Source organism: Myxococcus hansupus (genome assembly GCF_000280925.3).
GTDB lineage: Bacteria > Myxococcota > Myxococcia > Myxococcales > Myxococcaceae > Myxococcus > Myxococcus hansupus.
Genome location: NZ_CP012109.1, coordinates 6,585,634 through 6,603,162, shown reverse-complemented (window position 1 = coordinate 6,603,162; position 17,529 = coordinate 6,585,634). Strand labels below are relative to the sequence as shown.

15 protein-coding genes are annotated in these 17,529 nt (G+C 68.4%); 7 read left to right on the top strand and 8 right to left on the bottom strand.

Annotation, left to right across the window (positions count from 1 at the left end; translation table 11 throughout):
- Positions 1-62 precede the first annotated feature (62 nt).
- Positions 63-1,742, top strand: a complete 1,680-nt coding sequence (locus A176_RS25660) for a serine hydrolase domain-containing protein (protein ID WP_002639246.1) — start codon at positions 63-65, stop codon at positions 1,740-1,742.
- 333 nt (positions 1,743-2,075) lie between these two features.
- Here A176_RS25660 and A176_RS25655 read toward each other — a convergent pair whose 3' ends face one another.
- A complete protein-coding gene (locus A176_RS25655) occupies positions 2,076-2,729 on the bottom strand; it encodes a TetR/AcrR family transcriptional regulator (protein WP_002639245.1) in 654 nt (217 codons plus the stop codon).
- A gap of 103 nt (positions 2,730-2,832) precedes the next feature.
- Here A176_RS25655 and A176_RS25650 point away from each other — a divergent pair, with 103 nt between their 5' ends.
- Positions 2,833-4,209: a carotenoid oxygenase family protein gene (locus A176_RS25650; protein ID WP_002639244.1), complete on the top strand. Its 1,377-nt coding sequence runs from the start codon at positions 2,833-2,835 to the stop codon at positions 4,207-4,209.
- Between the two features lie 13 nt (positions 4,210-4,222).
- On the opposite strand, the gene A176_RS25645 is transcribed toward A176_RS25650, so the two are convergent.
- Positions 4,223-4,603: a hypothetical protein gene (locus tag A176_RS25645; RefSeq protein WP_002639243.1), complete on the bottom strand. Its 381-nt coding sequence runs from the start codon at positions 4,601-4,603 to the stop codon at positions 4,223-4,225.
- A gap of 209 nt (positions 4,604-4,812) precedes the next feature.
- Between A176_RS25645 and A176_RS25640 the strand changes: the two genes are divergently transcribed.
- The 3 genes from A176_RS25640 to A176_RS25630 all read left to right on the top strand — a co-directional run bounded on the left by A176_RS25640 (position 4,813) and on the right by A176_RS25630 (position 6,290).
- Complete coding sequence (locus A176_RS25640; protein ID WP_002639242.1) at positions 4,813-5,358, top strand: ester cyclase; 546 nt, start codon at positions 4,813-4,815, stop codon at positions 5,356-5,358.
- 93 nt (positions 5,359-5,451) lie between these two features.
- Entirely contained in the window at positions 5,452-5,805 is a 354-nt protein-coding gene (locus A176_RS25635; RefSeq protein ID WP_002639241.1) for an ArsR/SmtB family transcription factor, read from the top strand.
- The gene (locus A176_RS25630) at positions 5,802-6,290 is read left to right on the top strand and encodes an SRPBCC family protein (RefSeq protein WP_002639240.1); all 489 of its coding nucleotides are present in this window, start codon (positions 5,802-5,804) and stop codon (positions 6,288-6,290) included. The genes A176_RS25635 and A176_RS25630 overlap by 4 nt, the downstream gene beginning before the upstream one ends.
- Here the strand turns inward: A176_RS25630 and A176_RS25625 are convergent.
- The 6 genes from A176_RS25625 to A176_RS25600 all read right to left on the bottom strand — a co-directional run bounded on the left by A176_RS25625 (position 6,287) and on the right by A176_RS25600 (position 15,613).
- A complete protein-coding gene (locus A176_RS25625) occupies positions 6,287-7,822 on the bottom strand; it encodes a hypothetical protein (RefSeq protein ID WP_002639239.1) in 1,536 nt (511 codons plus the stop codon). The two genes, A176_RS25630 and A176_RS25625, sit on opposite strands and share 4 nt — an antisense overlap.
- Positions 7,823-7,861: 39 nt before the next feature.
- Complete coding sequence (locus A176_RS25620; protein ID WP_002639238.1) at positions 7,862-8,956, bottom strand: cytochrome-c peroxidase; 1,095 nt, start codon at positions 8,954-8,956, stop codon at positions 7,862-7,864.
- Positions 8,953-10,062 carry an MbnP family protein gene (locus tag A176_RS25615; protein WP_002639237.1) on the bottom strand — a complete coding sequence of 370 codons (1,110 nt, stop codon included), beginning with the start codon at positions 10,060-10,062 and terminating at the stop codon, positions 8,953-8,955. Before A176_RS25615 ends, A176_RS25620 begins: the two co-directional genes overlap by 4 nt.
- Positions 10,063-10,164: 102 nt before the next feature.
- Complete coding sequence (locus A176_RS25610) at positions 10,165-11,115, bottom strand: NAD-dependent epimerase/dehydratase family protein (RefSeq protein WP_002639236.1); 951 nt, start codon at positions 11,113-11,115, stop codon at positions 10,165-10,167.
- A complete protein-coding gene (locus A176_RS25605; protein ID WP_002639235.1) occupies positions 11,112-13,718 on the bottom strand; it encodes an SDR family oxidoreductase in 2,607 nt (868 codons plus the stop codon). The genes A176_RS25610 and A176_RS25605 overlap by 4 nt, the downstream gene beginning before the upstream one ends.
- Positions 13,718-15,613 carry an FAD-binding oxidoreductase gene (locus tag A176_RS25600; protein WP_002639234.1) on the bottom strand — a complete coding sequence of 632 codons (1,896 nt, stop codon included), beginning with the start codon at positions 15,611-15,613 and terminating at the stop codon, positions 13,718-13,720. The genes A176_RS25605 and A176_RS25600 overlap by 1 nt, the downstream gene beginning before the upstream one ends.
- 141 nt (positions 15,614-15,754) lie before the next feature.
- Here A176_RS25600 and A176_RS25595 point away from each other — a divergent pair, with 141 nt between their 5' ends.
- Positions 15,755-16,279, top strand: coding sequence for a TetR/AcrR family transcriptional regulator (locus A176_RS25595; RefSeq protein ID WP_002639233.1), 525 nt, complete (start codon positions 15,755-15,757; stop codon positions 16,277-16,279).
- Positions 16,280-16,460: 181 nt separating this feature from the next.
- Positions 16,461-17,483 (top strand): deoxyhypusine synthase family protein, encoded by a 1,023-nt coding sequence (locus A176_RS25590; RefSeq protein WP_002639232.1) that lies wholly within the window; start codon positions 16,461-16,463, stop codon positions 17,481-17,483.
- Positions 17,484-17,529: the final 46 nt, after the last annotated feature.

Sequence of the window (17,529 nt, the reverse complement as noted above, 5' to 3'; positions counted from 1 at the left end):
TCCTCGGGCCCACGCGGTGCGGCCCGGCGGTCGGGCCTGTCCGCGCAAGGAGCCCTCTGCCCATGCGATTGTCTCGTTCGCTTCTCCTGCTGCTCGCCTTCGCCGTCCCGTGGATTCCACGAGGCGCCGGCGCTCAGTCGCCTCGTGCTTCGCAGGCCTCGCGTCACGCGCGCGTCGACGCGCTGTTCGCGCCCTGGAAGGGCAAGGGCACGCCCGGCTGTGCCGTCGGAATCTCGCGTGACGGCGCGGTCGATTACGTGCGGGGCTACGGCATGTCGAACCTGGAGCACGACGTGCCCATCACGCCGCAATCCATCTTCCCCGTCGCCTCCATCACGAAGCAGTTCACCGCGTTCGCGATTCGGCTGCTGGAGCAGGATGGCAAGCTGTCGCTGGACGACGACATCCGCAAGTACGTCCCGGAGATGCCCGCGGGTGGAAAGACCATCACCCTCTCGCATCTGATGCACCACACCAGCGGCCTGCGTGAGCAGGGGCAGTTGTTGAACCTGGCGGGCTGGCGCGGCGATGACCAGTACACCGAGGAGGACATCCTCTGGGCGTTGACCCGTCAGCGCGGGTCGAACTTCGAGCCGGGCGCGGAGGTCCTCTACGGCAATGCGCCGTACTCCCTGCTGGCGATCATCGTGCGGCGCGTGTCTGGCAAGCCGCTCCGTGAGTTCGCCGCGGAGCGCATGTTCAAGCCGCTGGGCATGACGGACACCTTCTTCCTGGGGGACCATACCGAGGTCGTGCCCCGGCGCGTCTCGGGCTATGGCCCGCGCCCTGACGGTGGGTGGCGCATCAGCGGTGCCCATGTGGACCACTACGGTTCGACCAGCCTGCACTCGACGGTCGTCGACCTGCTGAAGTGGAATCAGAACCTGCTGGATGCGCGGGTCGGCGGCAAGGCGCTGATCGCCTTGGTGCGGACCTCCGGCACGTTGAAGGACGGCACTGTCACGGGGTACGGCAGCGGCGTGTTCGTGGGGACCTACCGAGGCCTGCGCGTGGTGCGCCACGACGGCATGGAGGGCGGGTACCGCTCGGAGGCGATGCTCTTTCCAGACCAGCGGTTCGCGGTCGCCGCGCTGTGCAACGGTGCGCCGATTGACCCCACCGAACTCGTGCGAAAGGTGGCCGAGGTGTACCTGGGTGACGTCATGAAGGACGCACTGCCGCCCGCGGTCGCATTGCCGGCGGCGGCGCTGGACGCGCTGGCGGGCACGTATTGGAGCCCGTTGACGGATGAGGTGGTCCGGCTGGAGGTCAAGGCGGGGGCGCTGCGCCAGGTGGGCATGCCCAAGGACTTCATCCACATGGGGGACGGCGCGTTCCGTCCGGGGGAGTCGCTGCATGTGTGGCGATTCTCTCCACCGGCGGCCAATGCGCCGCGTGCGTTGAGCATCCAGGATGCCTGGCCGACGTCGCGGGGCTTCATCCAGGTGAGTGAGCCCCTGCCCACGGCCTCGGCGCTGGCCGCGTACACCGGACGCTATCGAAGCGACGAGGTCGACATGACGTACACGGTGCGAATCGTGGATGGAAAGCTGGCCATCCGGTGGCCCCGCCGCGACGAAGTCGTACTGGATGCGATTGGAGGGGACCGCTTCGTGGGTTCGCTGGGAACGGTCACCTTCACGCGGGCCGCATCGGGTGGGCTGGAGGGTTTGACCTTCAGCAACCGCCGGTTGCGGCGCCTGCGCGCGGAGCGAGTGGAGGTGTCGTTGCGCCCCCAATGAATGTGAAACGTTTGGCGCCGCACGCTCGGGATGTGTGTGGGATTCACTTCGGGTCGGTGTTTGTTGTCTGTTCTGGGCGTTTCCTCACGAAGGAGGCACTGATGGGCAACAGTGGCGGCAGTGGTAACCCGGGTGGTGGAAAGGGCGCCGGCGGCGGCGGTGGACAAGCCGGAGGAGGCTCTGGCGGGAAGGGCGGCGGCGGAGGCGGCGGTGGTAATGGCCGTCCGCCGAATGCGCCCAGCACGACGGGAAACCCGTCGGGCGGCGGCCGGGGCAACAATCCTCCCAAGAAGTAGACGGTGAGGCGGCGGAGGGCCCTGCGTTGCTCGGGCCCTACCGCGGGCGAGACGTCTTGGCCCGGCGGGAGAGCGCTGGGACATCCTCGCCGGTGACGGCGCGGGCGAGCCGCTCCGCGTCCGAGGTGCTGATTCCAAGCGAGGCGAAGGCGCCGCTGACGAACATGCTCGCCAGTCCCTGCGCGAGGGCGCGGCCCTTCAGTTGAACCATCAGCGGATGCTCGGTGGGAAGCGCGCTCCCCGAGCGGACCAGCTCCGCCAGCTCGGGCCAGAACGTGTCCAGGGACCCTTTGAGCGGCTTGGGCGCCTCGACGCCCGGAGGCGTCCCCGCATAGTCGATGTACGCGGGATCCGTCGCGATGCGATAGAGCGCGGGGTTCTCGGCGGCCCAGCGGATGAAGGCGACCCCGGAGAGCCGGAAGGCTTCGCGAGGGTCCGTGACATCCCCCACTGCGGCGATCATCTCCGCGGCCATTCGCCGGTCTCCCTCTTCCGCGAGCGCGCGAAGCAGCGCCTGCCGGTCCGCGAAGTGCTTGTAGGGTGCGGCCGAGGACACGCCCACCCGGCGCCCGACTTCGGCCACGGTGAGCGCGTCGACGCCCGCTTCACGGATGAGCTCGATGCTCGCCTCCAGCAGGGCGTGCTTGAGGTCTCCATGGTGGTACGGGCGTGCGCGCGTCTTCGTGGCCATCCGAGGAGGCAGGGTAGTGGGAACGGTGCCCCGTTGCAAAGTAAGTAAGATTCACTTACTTATGTGAGGACGGCGGCGGTGCACCTTCCTTCAGGAGCAGTGGATGGCCAGCTCGAATGCGGTGAGTCCCTTGTTGCAGTCCCTCTCCCGCCCGCATGGTTTCGAGCCACTGCGGGTGGAGGGGCGGCTCCCGGAGGCGCTGCGGGGGACGTTGTTCCGTGCGGGCCCGGGCCTGTTCGAGCGGTTTGGGACGCGGCTGTCGCATCCCTTCGAGGCCGACGGCGCCGTGACGGCGGTGCGCTTCGACGGGCGCGGCGCGCAGGGCGCGAGCCGCATCGTGGAGAGCGCGGGCTACCATGAGGAGCAGGCGGCGGGACGCTGGCTCTACACGTCCTCTGCATCGTGGCTGGACAAGATGCGCGTGGCGATGCGGCGCGGCTCGAAGACGACGGGCAACACGTCGGTGTTCCTCTGGCAGGAGCGGCTCTTCGCGCTGATGGAGGGAGGGCCCTTGCAGGAGCTCGACCCGGCGACGTTGGACACCCTCGCGGCCACGGACCTGGGCATTGTGTCCGAGGCCTTCTCCGCGCATCCGCACCGCGTGGCTTCGCTCCGGACGACGTTCAACTTCGGGGTGCGCTACGGCCGGAAGATGAACATCGACCTGTACGCCCTCCCGGACGAAGGGGTGCCGTCGAAGCTCGGTACCGTGGAGGCGCCGTGGCAGAGCATGGTGCATGACTTCATGGCGACCGACCGCCACCTCCTCTTGTTCGTGGGGCCCGTGCGGCTGAACGTCTTTCGAGCGGCGCTGTGCCTGGGAGAGCTCACGCAGCTCTTCCAATGGAAGCCCGAGCTCGGAGCCCAGCTCATCGTCGTCCCGCTCGACGCCGTGCATTCACCGCGGACCTTCGAACTCGACCCGTTCTGGGTCTGGCACTTCTCGAACGCCTTCGAGGACGCGGCTGGGCCCTGCGTGGACTTTTGCCGCTACCCGGAGTTCTCGCTCGGAGAAATCGGTGAACTCGAGTCGACCGGGGCGCTCCCCATGCTGACGCGGCTGCACCTCGACTTGAAGTCCGGCGCCACGCGGGAGACGCGACTCTTCGATGTCCCCACGGAGTTCCCGCAGGTGCACCCGCTGCGTCATGGGGCGCGTTACGACACGCTGTTCGCTCAGACCGAGCGGCGGGACGCGGCGCGGGTCCACTCGGGCGTGACGCGCATCGGCGTCGAGCGCGGGAGCGGTTCAGAGTGGGCGCTGCCGGACGGTCATTTCCCGAGCGAGCCGGTGCTCGTTCCCAGAGGCGAGGGGGAGGACGACGTCTTCGTGCTCGACCTCGTCTATGACGCGAAGACCGAGCACTCCTACGTGGCCGTGCTCGATGGTCAGCACCTGGCGGACGGGCCGCTGGCGACGGTCCACTTCGACCACGCCATTCCAACGACGTTTCATGGTGGCTTCTCGGCGGAGCGCTGAGGCCGCGCGGACGTCAGTGGCTTCGGCGTGCCCACATGTGCGCCACGGCCGCGGCCACGAGGAGCGCGAGCGCGACCAGGTCCACTGTCGCCACCCGGCGCACCTGGGGCGTGTGGGCCCCCAGGGACTGGGCAAGCCCCAGGAACGACACCACGGACCCTGACGCCAGGATGAGCGCTGCCGTGTGGAGCGTGGGGGTGAACGCGGCGCAGACGAGGAACGCACCCAGCAGTCCGAACAGGACGGCCCGGTGCCGCATCAGGAGAAGCAGGTTGGGGTCGGAGATGTCCGTTCCATAGAGCGACTCGAGGTGGCCACGCCCCAGGACGCCGGTGAGCGGCAAGAGGTGGATGACCCCGACGAGGACGAGGGCGGTGGGGACGATGAATCTCAATGGGAGCGCGTCCTGAGCGGTGAGGGTGGGCCTATCTCAGACACGAAGACGCGAGGCTGTTTCAATGACCTTCGAGGTCATTGACGGACAGCGGTTCGTGAATGCCTCGCATGCGGGCCGGTTATCTGGTTTTCCCGCTTGTCCTTGACGATGTCTGCGCCGTGGAATTGAGTCGGCCTCCACTGCAGGTGGCTGCGGCGGAGGCATGCGTGACGACAGAGGCCCGACGCAAGGCGCGTCAGAAGCTGGTGTTGGACCACTTCCGCGATGAGGTGAGGCAGAACTGGGACGACGTCCTGTCGACCTTCCCCCATCCGCATTACGAGCTGGTCCCCACCATGGTGGTGCATGACGGTGACCGCGCGGTCCGCGACTACTACCGGGAGACGCGCGTCGCGTTTCCGGACCAGCACCACGAAATCATCTCGTTCCGGCATAGCGACGACGCCGTCATCGTCGAGTTCTGGTTGATGGGGACCCACACGGGCCCGCTGGGGCCCATTCCTCCGACGGGCAGCCGGTTCCGGGTGCGCATGTCGGCGTACTTCATCTTCGACGAGCGAGAGACGCTCGTCTGCGAGCGCGTCTACTTCGACACCTTGAGCATGCTCAAGCAGCTCCTCGGCGGGCTCGACATGCAGTCGCCGAAGAACTGGCTTCTGGCCCTCCGGTGCTTCAAGGGGCTGCTCGCCATGTCGGGTGGCAAGCCCGCGCCTGAGCTGACCGAGACCCGTCCGCCCGTGCTCGCCGACTGAGCATCGGCCAGCCCTGACCTGCGCCGACCCCTGGAGGGCAAGCAAGCCCGCCGGGCTCGGTCTTGACGGATATATGCATGGGTGCGTATATACATGCTCATGCAACTTGACGTCTTCCAAGTGCTCGCCGACCCAACGCGCCGTCGCATCGTGGAGGCCCTACGGCATGGCGAGCAGCAGGTCGGCGACGTCGTCGAGAAGGCCGGAGTCCACCAGTCCGGTGTCTCGCGGCATCTGCGCATCCTCTCGGAGTCGGGCTTCGTCTCGATGCGGCCGGAGGGGCAGCGCCGTCTCTATGCCTTGAGGCCGGAGCCGTTCCGGGAGCTCGACGGGTGGCTCACCGGCTACCGGGAATTGTGGGAGGCGCGGCTCGACCGTTTCGGGGCCGCCCTGGAGAAGAAGCAGCAACAGACTCGCCAACGCGAAGCCAGGAGCCAGCGAAAATGAGCAATGACAAGGCGAAGGTCGTCATCGAGCGCAGCTACCGTGCGAGCATCCAGGACCTCTGGGCGCTCTGGACCACGAAGGAGGGCTTCGAGTCGTGGTGGGGGCCGCAGGGTTTCCGCGCCGATGTTCAGGAGCTGGATGCCCGTGTCGGCGGCGCCCTTCGTTACGACATGGTCGCTGATTCGCCGGAGATGATCGCCGCGATGAAGCAGATGGGCCAGCCGACCTCCCACGCGACCCAATCCCGCTTCACCGAGGTGGCGCCGCACTCACGGCTCGTCCTCAGGAACGTCATCGACTTCCTTCCCGGCGTGGCGACCTACGAGAGCGACATCGCCGTGGACTTCCTCCCGAGCGGCGACCGCGTCCGCATGGTGGTCACGCTGGACGCGATGCACAGCGAGGAGTTCTCGAAGATGCAGCAGGAGGGCTTCACGAGCCAGCTCACGAAGCTCGACGCGCGGTTCGGTGGGGCCGGGAGCTAGAAGTCCCGAATCGAATCGAACACGGTGACCAGCGCCTCTCGGTCCAGGGAGGGCGCGGGAGCCCCCTCGGTGGCGCGGAGCTTCTCTTCCACTGCGTCGAAGATGCCCACCAGCGCGACGTAGATGTGCTCCCGCTCCTCCGTGAAGATGAACGCACGGCGCTTGTCCAGCGTGTTGAAGCCCTCGGCGTAGGCGGTGACGACGGGGGTGAGGGCCGCCACGAGCGCGGCGCCGGCTTCTTCGGAGGCGGCTTTGAGCGAGGCGGACCGCGCCTGTCGGTACAGCGCGGCGGCCTTCTTGGCCTGGGCCGAGGTGATGTTCTCGGCGCCGTCCCAGGTGCGGAAGGGATTGTCCAGGTTCTCCGCCAGCCACTCCGCCTTGCGTGGCTGCGTCACGGACAGGTCCAACCCGTCGCGCGTCGCGGCCTTGTAGTCCTTCTTCACCTTCGCGGCGACCTCGGCCGGGATGCTCGTCAGCCAGAGCTTGCCCAGCTTCGGGAAGTGCTCCGCGCCGGGGAAGTCGTCGGGCGACATGCCGAACATGTCCTTCAGTGTCAGCATCTTCAGGCCGGAGAGCGCCGCCAGCGCAGCGGCGTTCCTGAGGGAGCCTGGGGCGCCCCAGAGGCGGAGCTCGGTCAGGTGGGGGAATCGCTGCACGATGCTCGCGGCATCCACGTCGCGTGCGGAGGTCACGTACAGGCTGTCGAGCGCGTCCAGCCCGGAGCAGGAGGCCGCCGAGGTGCTGGTGCTCAAGGTCAGCCAGTGCCCATCGGCTTCCCCGTGAATCTTCAGCTCCGGGCTGACCTGCCCGACCAGGGACAGGAAATCCAAGCCGTCATTCAAGTGGAGCTCTTGGAGCCCTGTCGCGTCGAGCACGAGCCGGGTCAACTGGGCGCCGCGCAGGTCGACGACGCGCTCGCCATGGTTCGTCACCGACGATTCATCGACGAAGGGGCGGCCGCGGATGAAGTCGAAGAGGCCGGGGATGGGCGCGTCCGCGTTGACGGTCGTCAGGAGGGGGAGCTGCTCGAACACCGACAGGTCGGGCACGGCGGCGAGCCGGTCGGTGTCGAGCCGCTGCGTCGAGCGGTTCACCTCCCTGTCGCCGATCTTGAACAACACGCTCTTGTCCGGCTCGGCCTGCAGTTGCTTGAAGAGGTCCCGCTCCGCCTTGGGGCGGGCTTCCCAGCGGCGCTGGCTGTAGACCGCGCCGCCGGAGGGCCAGTTGGCGTAGCTGTTGACCTCTTCGACGACGAGCGGCTCCCGGTGGCCGACATGGATGTAGCCGCGCGGTACCTCCGCGGACGTCCAGACGTGGATGCGGTGGTCCTTCCAGAAGTAGAAGTTGAAGTGGGCGGGCTTCATGGCCGCCACCTCCGCGGCATCGGGGAGCGCGGGGCCCACCCAATCCAGGGCCAGCACGGAGGCGCTTTCTCTCTTCCCACTGACGTTCAGTCCCGTCACCTGGACCGCGGTGTAGGCGTCGAGCCGAGGGTGATGGACGGCAAAGATGTCTCCGGGCGTGGGCTTCATGTCCGAGCGAATCCGTGGGTGGGCTGGTAAAGGCCCAGGTTAGTCCACGGCGCGCGTGGCGTCCTCGGTGATTGAGGGCGGCCCGAGTGACACCTCCGAGAGGAATGACGCGTCCGTCAGCGTGTGGAGGAACGCGAGCACCGCGCTCACCTCCGCGTCGTTCAGGGGAATGCCTGGGGCCTCGCCGTCCCGGAGCAGCGCGGTGTCCAGCGTCGGCGAGGGCACCACGCCCTGCCGGTAATGCCGCAGGGTGTCCTCCAGCGTCGCGAAGCGCCCGTCATGCATGTACGGCGCGCTCACCGCGACGTTGCGCAAGGTGGGCGTCTTGTAGCGGCCCGCATCTTCCTCCCGCAGCGTCACGCGCCCTCGGCCTCGGGATTCGTCCTCGCCCTCGCCGAAGTGCGCGTCCAGTCCGTTGTTGTGGAAGGCGTTGTCCGTGAAGAGCTCTCCGTCATGACAGGGCGCGCAGCGCGTGCGCACGAGGTCCAGACCCTGACGCTCCTGTGCCGTCAGCAGCGCTCCCGTTTCGCCCCGTCGCCACGCGTCGTAGCGCGAGCGCGCGGACACCAGGGTGCGTTGGTACTGGGCCAGGGCGCGGAGCAGGTGTCCCAGCGTGGGGGGCCCGTCGCCGAAGGCGGCTTCGAACTGGCGGGCCACGGAGGCGTCCTGGGCCAGCGCTTCCATCATCCCCGCCAGGTCGCTCTGTCCCATTTCATCCGGATGGGTGAGGGGGGCGAGCGACAGCGACTCCAGATTCCGAGCGCCGCCATCCCAGAAGAGGCCCTCCGCCCAGGCGAGGTTGATGAGGGTGGGGGCGTGCCGTGCCAGCGGCCGTCCCGAGACACCTCGCGTGGTGAGGGCCTCGGGGACGGAGAAGGCATGGGCCTGGTCGTGGCATGTCGCGCAGGACACCTGCCCGTTGCCGGACAGGCGCGGCGAGTGGAACAGCCAGCGCCCCAGGGCGACGCCCTCGGGCGTGAGTGGGTTGTCCTCCGGTGCTGGCAGGAAGGAGAACCCCACGGGCAACACGCGCGGCGCCGCCTCTTCCGGAGCGTTGGGGTGCGTGCCTCCCGGCGTCCCACCGCAAGCCATCCACAGCAGCCCCAGGCAGAGGCTGCCCGCCCCGCGCCTCATCGGTCCGGGTTCTCCACCGCCCCCAGCGAGAACATGGCCTGGAAGGCATTGGCCAGCGTGCTCCGAGACGTCGCGTCGCTCGCATTGATGGTGGGCGTCACGCGGGGGCTGAGCGTGGAGAACAGGGTCGCCACGTCCGCGCGCAGGCGAACCGTGAGCTGCTTCTGCGCGTTCACGGTGACGGGCGCCGCGAACGTCTGGCTCACCGTGCGGTAGTCCGCGTTGGTCCCCGTCTCCCACGCGAAGGGCGCGGTGCCGCCGTCCGTCGTGACGTACTGGCCCTTCGTCTTGGTGAAGATGTAGCTGGTGAACCACATCCAACTGATGGACGCCATGTTCGTCAGGACGTGCAGCTCCCCGGACTGCCGGCTCATGTCGTCGTTGTAGGCCGGGTCCACGCCGACGCTGAACTCGATGCCCGTGTACGTCCCCGCGGGCACGGCCGTCACGTCGACCTGTTCGCGCCGGCGAGCGGGAAGGACGGTGGGGGACGCGGTGCCCTCCACCGCCTGCTCCTTCAGCACGTCCATCAGGTGGTAGCTGTTGGCGAGCGCCACCGTCGTCCCGTCCTGCTTGCGCAGCTTCACGTTGGTGAGCCAGTAGCGCAGCTCGCTGAACTGGACGGTGTCGCCGCGGGCCGTCGTGAAGGGCTGGTCCAATGCGAAGGGCGCGTCGCCAAACGTGAGCGCCGCCACGAGCGACAGACGGCCCTCCGTGGCCAGGAGCAGCGCCTTGAGTCGCTCTACTTCGCCCCGGGCCTCGTCGAGCCGCACCAGGACGCCGTCCCAGTCCTGCGAGTCCAACAGCTCACGGGCCTCGGCGAGTTGCGTCCGCAGCGTGTCGACCTGCGCGGTGAGCGCCGCGTTCTCCTGGGCCGTGCGGCCCTGGTCCTGCTGCTGCTGGGCCACCTGGGCCTGGAGCTGGGCGACGTCCGCCTCCAGGTCGGCAATCCGCTGTTCCAACTGCTGGCGCTCCTCGGCGGACAGCGAGGGCGAGTCGGCCGGGCCGCTGTCGCCGCACGCGTTCAGGACGCCCAGGGAGAGCGAGGCCAGCAGGAGCGCGCAGGCCGCGCGGGAGAGCGGGGAGGGGACGGAGTTCTGGGGCATGGTGCTGCCCTCTTGCCAGAACTCGCGTCCCTTCCAGGTGCGGCATTCTGCCGCGCGACACCATGCCACGCCGTCCCCCCGGCGGGGGCACGGGGCGGCGCGTCAGTTGCGGAGCGCGGACTCCCGCAGCCACGCCACCGTGTCGCTCAGCGTCTGCCGGTGGCTGCGCGGCGCGTAGCCGAGCTCGTCGTGGCTCCACAGGGACTTGAAGCCCCAGTGGCACGTCGACATCTCGAGCACGACGGGGTCGGGCAGTTGCTTGACGGGGACGCGCGAGCCCAGCCTGGCGAGCCCGCTGACGACGAACGTGGGCACGTCGGGCCGGTCCACCTTGATGCCGGCCACTTCGCCCACGCGCTCGAAGAAGGTGCGCAGCGGCAGGGTGGTGCCCGGCAGGTGGTACGTGTCGCGCCAGGTCTCCTTCTGCGACAGCCGCGCGAGCGCCTGGGCCACGTCACGCACGTCCGTGAAGGCGATGCCCCCGGCGGGGATGAAGGGCAGCCGCCCGTTGAGCACGCGCGCCACGTTGGTCGTGGACCGCCCCAGGGTGTCGCCGGGGCCCAGCAGCACGGGAGGCCGCACGACCGTCATGGACACGCCCAACTGCTTCGCCAGCTTCCGGGACTGCTCCTCGGCGCGAATCTTGGACAGGTAGTACGGCCAGCGGCCCACCAGCGGCTCGGCGTAGCGCGAGTGCTCGTCGGCTTCGATGGTGGCGTACGGAAAGCAGCCCACGGTGCCGGACGTCGACACCAGCACCAGCCGCGCGTCGAGCGCCTTCGCCGCGCGCACCATGGCCAGCGAGCTGTCGATGTTGAAGCGCACCATCTCGTCGGCGTGCCGCCGGCTGTGGTGGACCATGCCCGCCGCGTGAACCAGCACCTTCACGCCTTGCGCTTGGGAAATCCACGCGTCGGGGTCGAGCGGTGAGCCCATCACCTGGGCGTGCTTCGATGCCAGCGGAGAGCGCACCAGCGCCACCGCGTCGTCGCCCAGGACATCGAGGAGGTTGCGGCCGAGGAACCCGCTGGCCCCCGTCACGAGCGTCTTCATGATTCGACTCCGCGCCAGGCGCATGCCTCATGGAACTGCGCCAGTTGCGCCGCGTTCGGGCCCCATTCGAGGCCATTGTCCGCGAGCTTCACGATGTCGCGAGAGACCAGGGCCTGCAGCACGCCGTCCAGGTGCGGACGGTGCGTCACGGCCACGTCCTTCAGCTCGCTGGGCGCGCGCACCTTGGTGGCCTCCTGGTAGTCGCGAACGACGGACTCGAAGAGGGCCTTCACCACCGCGTCGACGCGCGCGTCGCTCAGCTCGGCGAGCGGGGTGGTGCACCAGCGGTAGCGCGACAGGTGGTCCTCCAGCGCGGGGTTGCCCGGCTGGCGCGCCAGGACGTCACCCGCGAACCAGTGCTGCCATTGGTTCTGCAGCGAGTGCGCCAGCGGGGCGGGCAGCGGGGACGGCACCGGCAGGTCGCTGGCCAGCACCCGGCCTCCCCGGCGCTCGATGGCCTCGCGCAGCCACGTCTCGTCGACGCCGGGAATCGCGTGCTCGGAGAGGAACGCGCGCAGGTGGAAGCTGCTCACGCTGGTGTGGCGCTGAAGCTCGGCCATGACCGTGTGGCTGAGGGCGCGCACGTCGGTGTTCGCGTCGAGGTGCTGGGGCGCGCCACACGCCATGTGCACGCGGCCGAGCTGCACCTGGCCCCGCGTCAGCTTGGAGAGCCAGGACAACACGCCGGTGAGCGTCATCTTGGGACGCGGCGCGCCGGACAGCTCCTTCGCGAGCGAGGACTCCTCGGGCAGCCGGTCGTACGAGATGGCGACGGGGAGCACGACGAACTGACGTCCCGTGTTCTGCAGCGCGCGCAGCAGCCCGCGCTTGGGGGGCAGCATCAGCCGGGCGCGGCTGCGCTGTCCCTCGATGAAGAACATCAGCGAGGCGTTCTTCTCGGTGAGCCGCCGCAGCTCGTCGCCGAGCTCCGGCACCTCCTTGCCCACGCCGCGCTTGATGAAGAAGGCCTGGGACTCCTTGAGAATCGACCCCACCACCGGAATGCGGCCGAACTCCTCCGCGGCGGCGATGTGCGGCATGGAGATGCCCAGCTCCGGGTGCTGGAAGCACAGGTAGCTGGTCAGCAGGAAGTCGAAGTAGCTGCGGTGCGTGGGGGCCAGCACCACCAGCGTGCCCGGAGGCACCTGGGCCATGGCGCGCTCGAACGACGGCCGGTCGAACGTCACGTCGCTCATGCAGTGGCGGAACGTCTTGCGCAGCGCGTAGCCGAACACCTTGAGCGTGGCGTTGCTCGTCTGTCGCTCCATGATCCACGCCTCGTCGCCCCGGGCGTCGTCGTGCTTCGGCCCCGCGAACGAGACCTGCGTCTCGTCGCGCGAGAGCAGGTGGCGGTACATGCCTTCATTGACCACGCGCACGTACTCGCGCGGCTCGAAGCCGGGCACCTCGAGCGGCGTGGCGCGCACGAAGTCGAAGGTGTGGTGCGTGAAGTACGAGAAGCCCGCGTTGAGGTACTGCACCTTCTCGTCGGCGCGCGTGAGGCGGCGGTGCGCCTTCTTCTGGCCGAAGAACGCGAGCGTCGCCTTCTGCAACTGCACGGGCAGCTTGCGGCGCACCAGGTCGACATCGTCGAAGCCGTGGTCCTTCCGGCCGACGAACATGTCGGGCGACTTGACGACGCCAGGGCGGTGCTTGAACCACTCGATGGTCGACGCCGCGGCCATGTCGATGCGCAGCGCGCGCTGGATACCCATGGTCGCGTGGACGATGGGAACGGGCTGGCCCACCTTCGGCATGGGGCCGAACACCGAGCGCACGACCTCGCTGGCCACCACGTCCACCGGCACCACGTCCAGCCGCACCGACGGGTCGGCGTTGAAGGCGCGCACAACACCCAGGCCGCTGTACAGCAGGCAGCCCGCGAGCGCGGCCGGGCTGTCCAGCCATGCCGGGAAGGGCGTGCGGTGCGCGGCCGACACGATGCTGGGCCGCACGATGACGACGGGCACTTCGCCGCGGCGCTCGGAGATGAGGTGCTCGGCGACGCTCTTGGTGAGCGTGTACGTGTTGGGGTGGCCGGTGAGCGTCATCCACTCCTGGCCGTCGCCCTCCGCCACCTGGAACGCCTCGTAGAGCTCCGCGGCGGGCTTGGGCAGGTGCGCCAGCCGCTCTTCAATGGGGCCGGGACGCCACACGGTGACGTAGGCCGTGGACACGTCGACCATGCCCACCAGCTTCGAGCACGTGCGCGCCAGCTCCAGCACGGAGAGCGCGCTCCGGATGTTGGCGGAGGTCGCCTTCGCCAGCGGCAGGTCGAACTCCACGCTGGCCGCGCAGTGGACGACGTGCGTGACGTGGTGGCGCACCGAATCCGCGTCGCTGGGCGACAGGCCGCACCCGGGCTGCTCCAAATCACAGCTCATCACCGTGATGCGCTCCGTCCAGTCGGACGGCAGCCGCGAGAAGCACGGGGCTTGCGCGACCTTGGCGAAGCGCTCGGCGGCCGACTGCACGCGGCCCTGCCGGTCCTTCGACTCACGCACCAACACGGTGACGTGCTCGACGCCCTGCGAGAGCAGGTGCTCCAGCACCACCTTGCCAACGAAGCCAGTCACACCGGTCAGAAGCACATGGCGAAGCATCAGTGCGCCTCCTCATCCCGGGTGAGCGCCACGGGACCATTGACGCCGCTGTTCGACGCGGCGAAGAGGTTGTCGGGGTCGATGGCGGCCTTCACCTTGCGGTTCAGCTCCAGCGCGCCTTCCGAGTACACGTCGGACAGGAATCCGCGGCGAATCTTGCCAATGCCGTGGTGGTGGGAGAGCGAGCCGCCCGCCGCGAGAATCTCTTCCCGCGCCGCGTGCTCGAGCGCCGCGTAGGCGGCCACCGGGTCGGCCACGCCCTTCGCGTAGAAGCCCAGGTAGAAATAGATGACGACACCCGTCTGGTAGACCTGGGTGAGGCGGCCGGTGAAGAACACCTTGCCCGGCAGGCCCATGGCGGCGTGTTCCTTCTCCACGCGGCGCTGCACGCGCTCGTAGAGGTCCATGGCGCGGCTCCACGGCACGCTCGTCTCGAAGCTCTCGGCGATGGCCCAGTGCTCGAAGGTGAGGTCGCGGATGTACGCGATGCCGAAGGTGAGCTGGTAGCCGCGCTCACCGTTGGCGCCGCCGCCCTTCATGCCGCCGTGCTCCCCGGCGATGCGGTACAGCGTCTTCTCCTGGAACTCGACTTCCTCCTTCGAGCCCTCGAAGACGATGGTGGCGACCGCGAGCTTGTAGGGGTCGAAGCCCTTGAGCTTCGTCACCACGGCCTTCTCGATTTCGCTCTTCAGCTTCGCGGCCAGCCCGTGCTTGGCGGGCTTGAGCGCCTGACCGAAGTGGAACTGGGTGTTGTCCATCACCCGGACGCTGGCGGGCACCGCGCCCGACTTCTGCAGCGCGTAGAGGAAGGACAGGCCCGTCTTCAGGTCGGGGAAGATGACCGAGCCGTAGCGCTGGACCTCGGGCAGCGGGAAGAGCTTCACCACCGCCGTGGTGATGATGCCGAAGTTGCCCTCGCTGCCGAACATGTACTGGCGCGGGTTGACGCCCACGCTCTCACGGGGCGCCTGCTGCGGGCGCTCGACGATGCCCTGCGGCGTGATGACCTGCATGTCGAGGACCAGGTCCTCGATGTTGCCGTAGCGGTTCTTCTTCATGCCGCTGGCGTTGGTGGCAATCCACCCGCCGAGCGTCGAGAACTCCAGGCTGTCGGGCTCGTGGCCCATGGTGAAGCCATACTTCGCCAGCTCACTCATCAAGTGGCGGCCGGTGGCGCCCGCTTCAATGCAAGCCATGCGGTTGACGGTGTCAATCCACAGGATGCGGTTCATCTGCCGCATGTCGACGGCGATGACCAGCCGCTCCTCCGACAGCGGGATGCGCAGGGCCTCGGTGACGTTGGTGCCGCCGCCGAAGGGGATGATGCAGGCGCCGTGCTTCGTGGCGACCTCCACCAGCCGCACCACCTCATCGTGGCTGCGCGGGAAGACGACGAGGTCGGGGACGCGGTCCACCTTGCGGTAGCGGATGGCCCAGATTTCCCCACCGGTGTGGCCGTGGCCCCGGCGCAGGCGCTGCTTCGGGTCGTCGGTGAGCTGGTCTTCGGCGAGGAACTCGCGCAGCGCCGCGAGGAGCTTGTCGTTCTTGCGGGCGGCGGGAATCTCTGGCGGGTAGTGTGGCTCGTTGCGGTTGTCGTAGCCGAGCGGCGAGGCCAGCTTGCCGGCGAACCAAGGCATCAGGTCGGGCAGCGCGACGTTGCTGATGTTGTAGCGGGTGCCCGTCAGCACCGTGCTGCCGTCGGGCTTCACCACGAAGCGCGTGTCCTCGAAACCCCAGCCCTCGAGTGATTCCGCCTCGGTCGGCGCCGCGGGCGCCGGCGGGGTGAAGCGCGTGTCTCCGGTCGGTACCTCGGGGTACTTGCTGCCAGAGCGCTCGCCCGCTTCGTTCCGCGCCTCATGACCCTGATGGCGCGGCTTACCTGAATGATCTGCCATGATTCCGGGCAGTGGTACACAGGGCTGTCAACCCCGTCAACGCGCATGGGTTACGCGGGTGCGCAGCTCCTTTCGCACTTTCGGAACCCGAAGTCTCGAAATGCCGTTGTTTCGAGACGCGCTGTCTCGTAAGTAGGCCGCATGCGTGTCGGGCGGCCGCGGGATGAGAAAGTTCGCCGCGCCATTCTCACGGCGGCCCAAGAGCTTGTCCTGGAGAAGGGCTACGCCGCGGTCACCACGGCCGACGTCGCGAAGCGCGCGGGGGCGGGGAAGCAGACCCTGTACCGTTGGTGGCCGGGCAAGGGGGCGCTGGTGCTGGATGCGTTCTCGGAATGGGTCCAGCAGGCTCCCCGGCTGAGTCGGCGCAAGCCTTCGCTGTCCTCGACCCTGGTGGAATTTTGCCGAGGGGCTTCCGAGGCGGCCCCCGTGCTGCGGGCGTTGATGGCCGAGGCGCAGTTCGACGAGGACCTCCACCGGCGGCTCGTCGCTCAGCTCGTCCGTCCACGGGGCGACGAACTCAGGGCCTGCCTTGAGGACCGGCGCCCCTCCGACCGCGAGCTCGTGGTCAACGTCCTGTCGGGGCTTGTCTGGCAACGCCTCATGCTCAACGAACCGCTCGATGCGCAATTCGTCCGCTTTGCCCTGCGGGTGGTGGAGCGCATCTGACGGGTGGGGGCGGGGGCCCGGAAGGCCATGGCTGCCGGTACCGGAGTGTGCTAGCTAGCCCCCCAGCCACTTGACGCTCCGATGGCGGCACGACGATTCGTCGCGACCGTAGGGTGTCCTCGGGTGGTGCTGCTCGACCGGTGCCTCCTGAGCTTCGACCACGTTGTCGCTAGAGGCCCACATGTCTGCTTCCTCCCTGCCTGTCCTCGAGTTCGTTCTCGCGAACTACAAGAACTTCAACGCCCGCGCGACGCGCGACTCGCTCCTGTCCTACTGGGAGCATGTTTCGGGCGGCGGCCGGATGTTCTGGAGCGTCGCGGGCGCGATGTCGTCAGCGCAGCTCGGCATCACCCTGGCGCCCGCGATTCGGGCGGGGCTGATTCACGGCCTGTCCGTGACGGGCGCCAACCTGGAGGAGTCGCTGTTCCGGCTCGTCGCCCACGCGGCGTACAAGGACTTTCCGGAGTACCGCTACTTCAGCAAGCAGGACGACACGAAGATTCTCGAGCAGCGGATGCGCCGGGTGACGGACACCAGCATCCCCGAGGACGAGGCGTTCCGCGCCGTCGAGAAGATCATCGTCCCGATGTGGAAGAACGCGACGGAGAAGGGTGAGCGCCGCTTCTGGCACGAGTACTTCTACGAGTGCATCCTGGCGCTCGACCCCGCCGATTTCGAGGGCGACCCGGAGGCCTGCTGGTTGCTGGAGGCCGCGCGCCGCAAGCTCCCCATCGTCGTCCCCGGGTACGAGGACTCGACGTTCGGCAACATCTTCGCGTCCTACGTGAAGGCGGGCGAGTGCAACGCGAGCATCGTCAAGTCGGGCATCGAGTACATGGCCGACTTCTACGACCGCTACGAGGAGCTCTCCGCGGGCAGCGGCGTGGGCTTCTTCCAGATTGGCGGCGGCATCGCCGGTGACTTCCCCATCTGCGTGGTGCCCTCCATCAAGTACGACCTGCAGAAGCCCGTGAAGCCGTGGGCCTACTTCTGCCAGATCAGCGACTCGACGACCTCCTACGGCTCGTACTCCGGCGCCACGCCGAACGAGAAGATCACCTGGGACAAGCTGACCGAGACGACGCCGATGTTCGTCATCGAGTCGGATGCCACCATCGTCGCGCCGCTGATTCTCAGCGCCCTGCTGGAGTGCCAGCGCCAGCCCGAGGCGGCGAAGGCCATCATCGCGAAGCACCGGGGTTAGTCGTCACGGTGGCGCGGGGCGGAAGTCCACGCCCCGCTTCACCTGT

Bases quoted from the DNA above. Each gene is read 5' to 3' on its own strand.
- A176_RS25600 (WP_002639234.1), bottom strand. From the start codon at position 15,613: ATGGCAGATCATTCAGGTAAGCCGCGCCATCAGGGTCATGAGGCGCGG.
- A176_RS25650 (WP_002639244.1), top strand. From the start codon at position 2,833: ATGGCCAGCTCGAATGCGGTGAGTCCCTTGTTGCAGTCCCTCTCCCGC.
- A176_RS25590 (WP_002639232.1), top strand. From the start codon at position 16,461: ATGTCTGCTTCCTCCCTGCCTGTCCTCGAGTTCGTTCTCGCGAACTAC.
- A176_RS25655 (WP_002639245.1), bottom strand. From the start codon at position 2,729: ATGGCCACGAAGACGCGCGCACGCCCGTACCACCATGGAGACCTCAAG.
- A176_RS25595 (WP_002639233.1), top strand. From the start codon at position 15,755: ATGCGTGTCGGGCGGCCGCGGGATGAGAAAGTTCGCCGCGCCATTCTC.
- A176_RS25635 (WP_002639241.1), top strand. From the start codon at position 5,452: ATGCTCATGCAACTTGACGTCTTCCAAGTGCTCGCCGACCCAACGCGC.
- A176_RS25630 (WP_002639240.1), top strand. From the start codon at position 5,802: ATGAGCAATGACAAGGCGAAGGTCGTCATCGAGCGCAGCTACCGTGCG.
- A176_RS25625 (WP_002639239.1), bottom strand. From the start codon at position 7,822: ATGAAGCCCACGCCCGGAGACATCTTTGCCGTCCATCACCCTCGGCTC.
- A176_RS25605 (WP_002639235.1), bottom strand. From the start codon at position 13,718: ATGCTTCGCCATGTGCTTCTGACCGGTGTGACTGGCTTCGTTGGCAAG.
- A176_RS25615 (WP_002639237.1), bottom strand. From the start codon at position 10,062: ATGCCCCAGAACTCCGTCCCCTCCCCGCTCTCCCGCGCGGCCTGCGCG.
- A176_RS25610 (WP_002639236.1), bottom strand. From the start codon at position 11,115: ATGAAGACGCTCGTGACGGGGGCCAGCGGGTTCCTCGGCCGCAACCTC.
- A176_RS25620 (WP_002639238.1), bottom strand. From the start codon at position 8,956: ATGAGGCGCGGGGCGGGCAGCCTCTGCCTGGGGCTGCTGTGGATGGCT.
- A176_RS25660 (WP_002639246.1), top strand. From the start codon at position 63: ATGCGATTGTCTCGTTCGCTTCTCCTGCTGCTCGCCTTCGCCGTCCCG.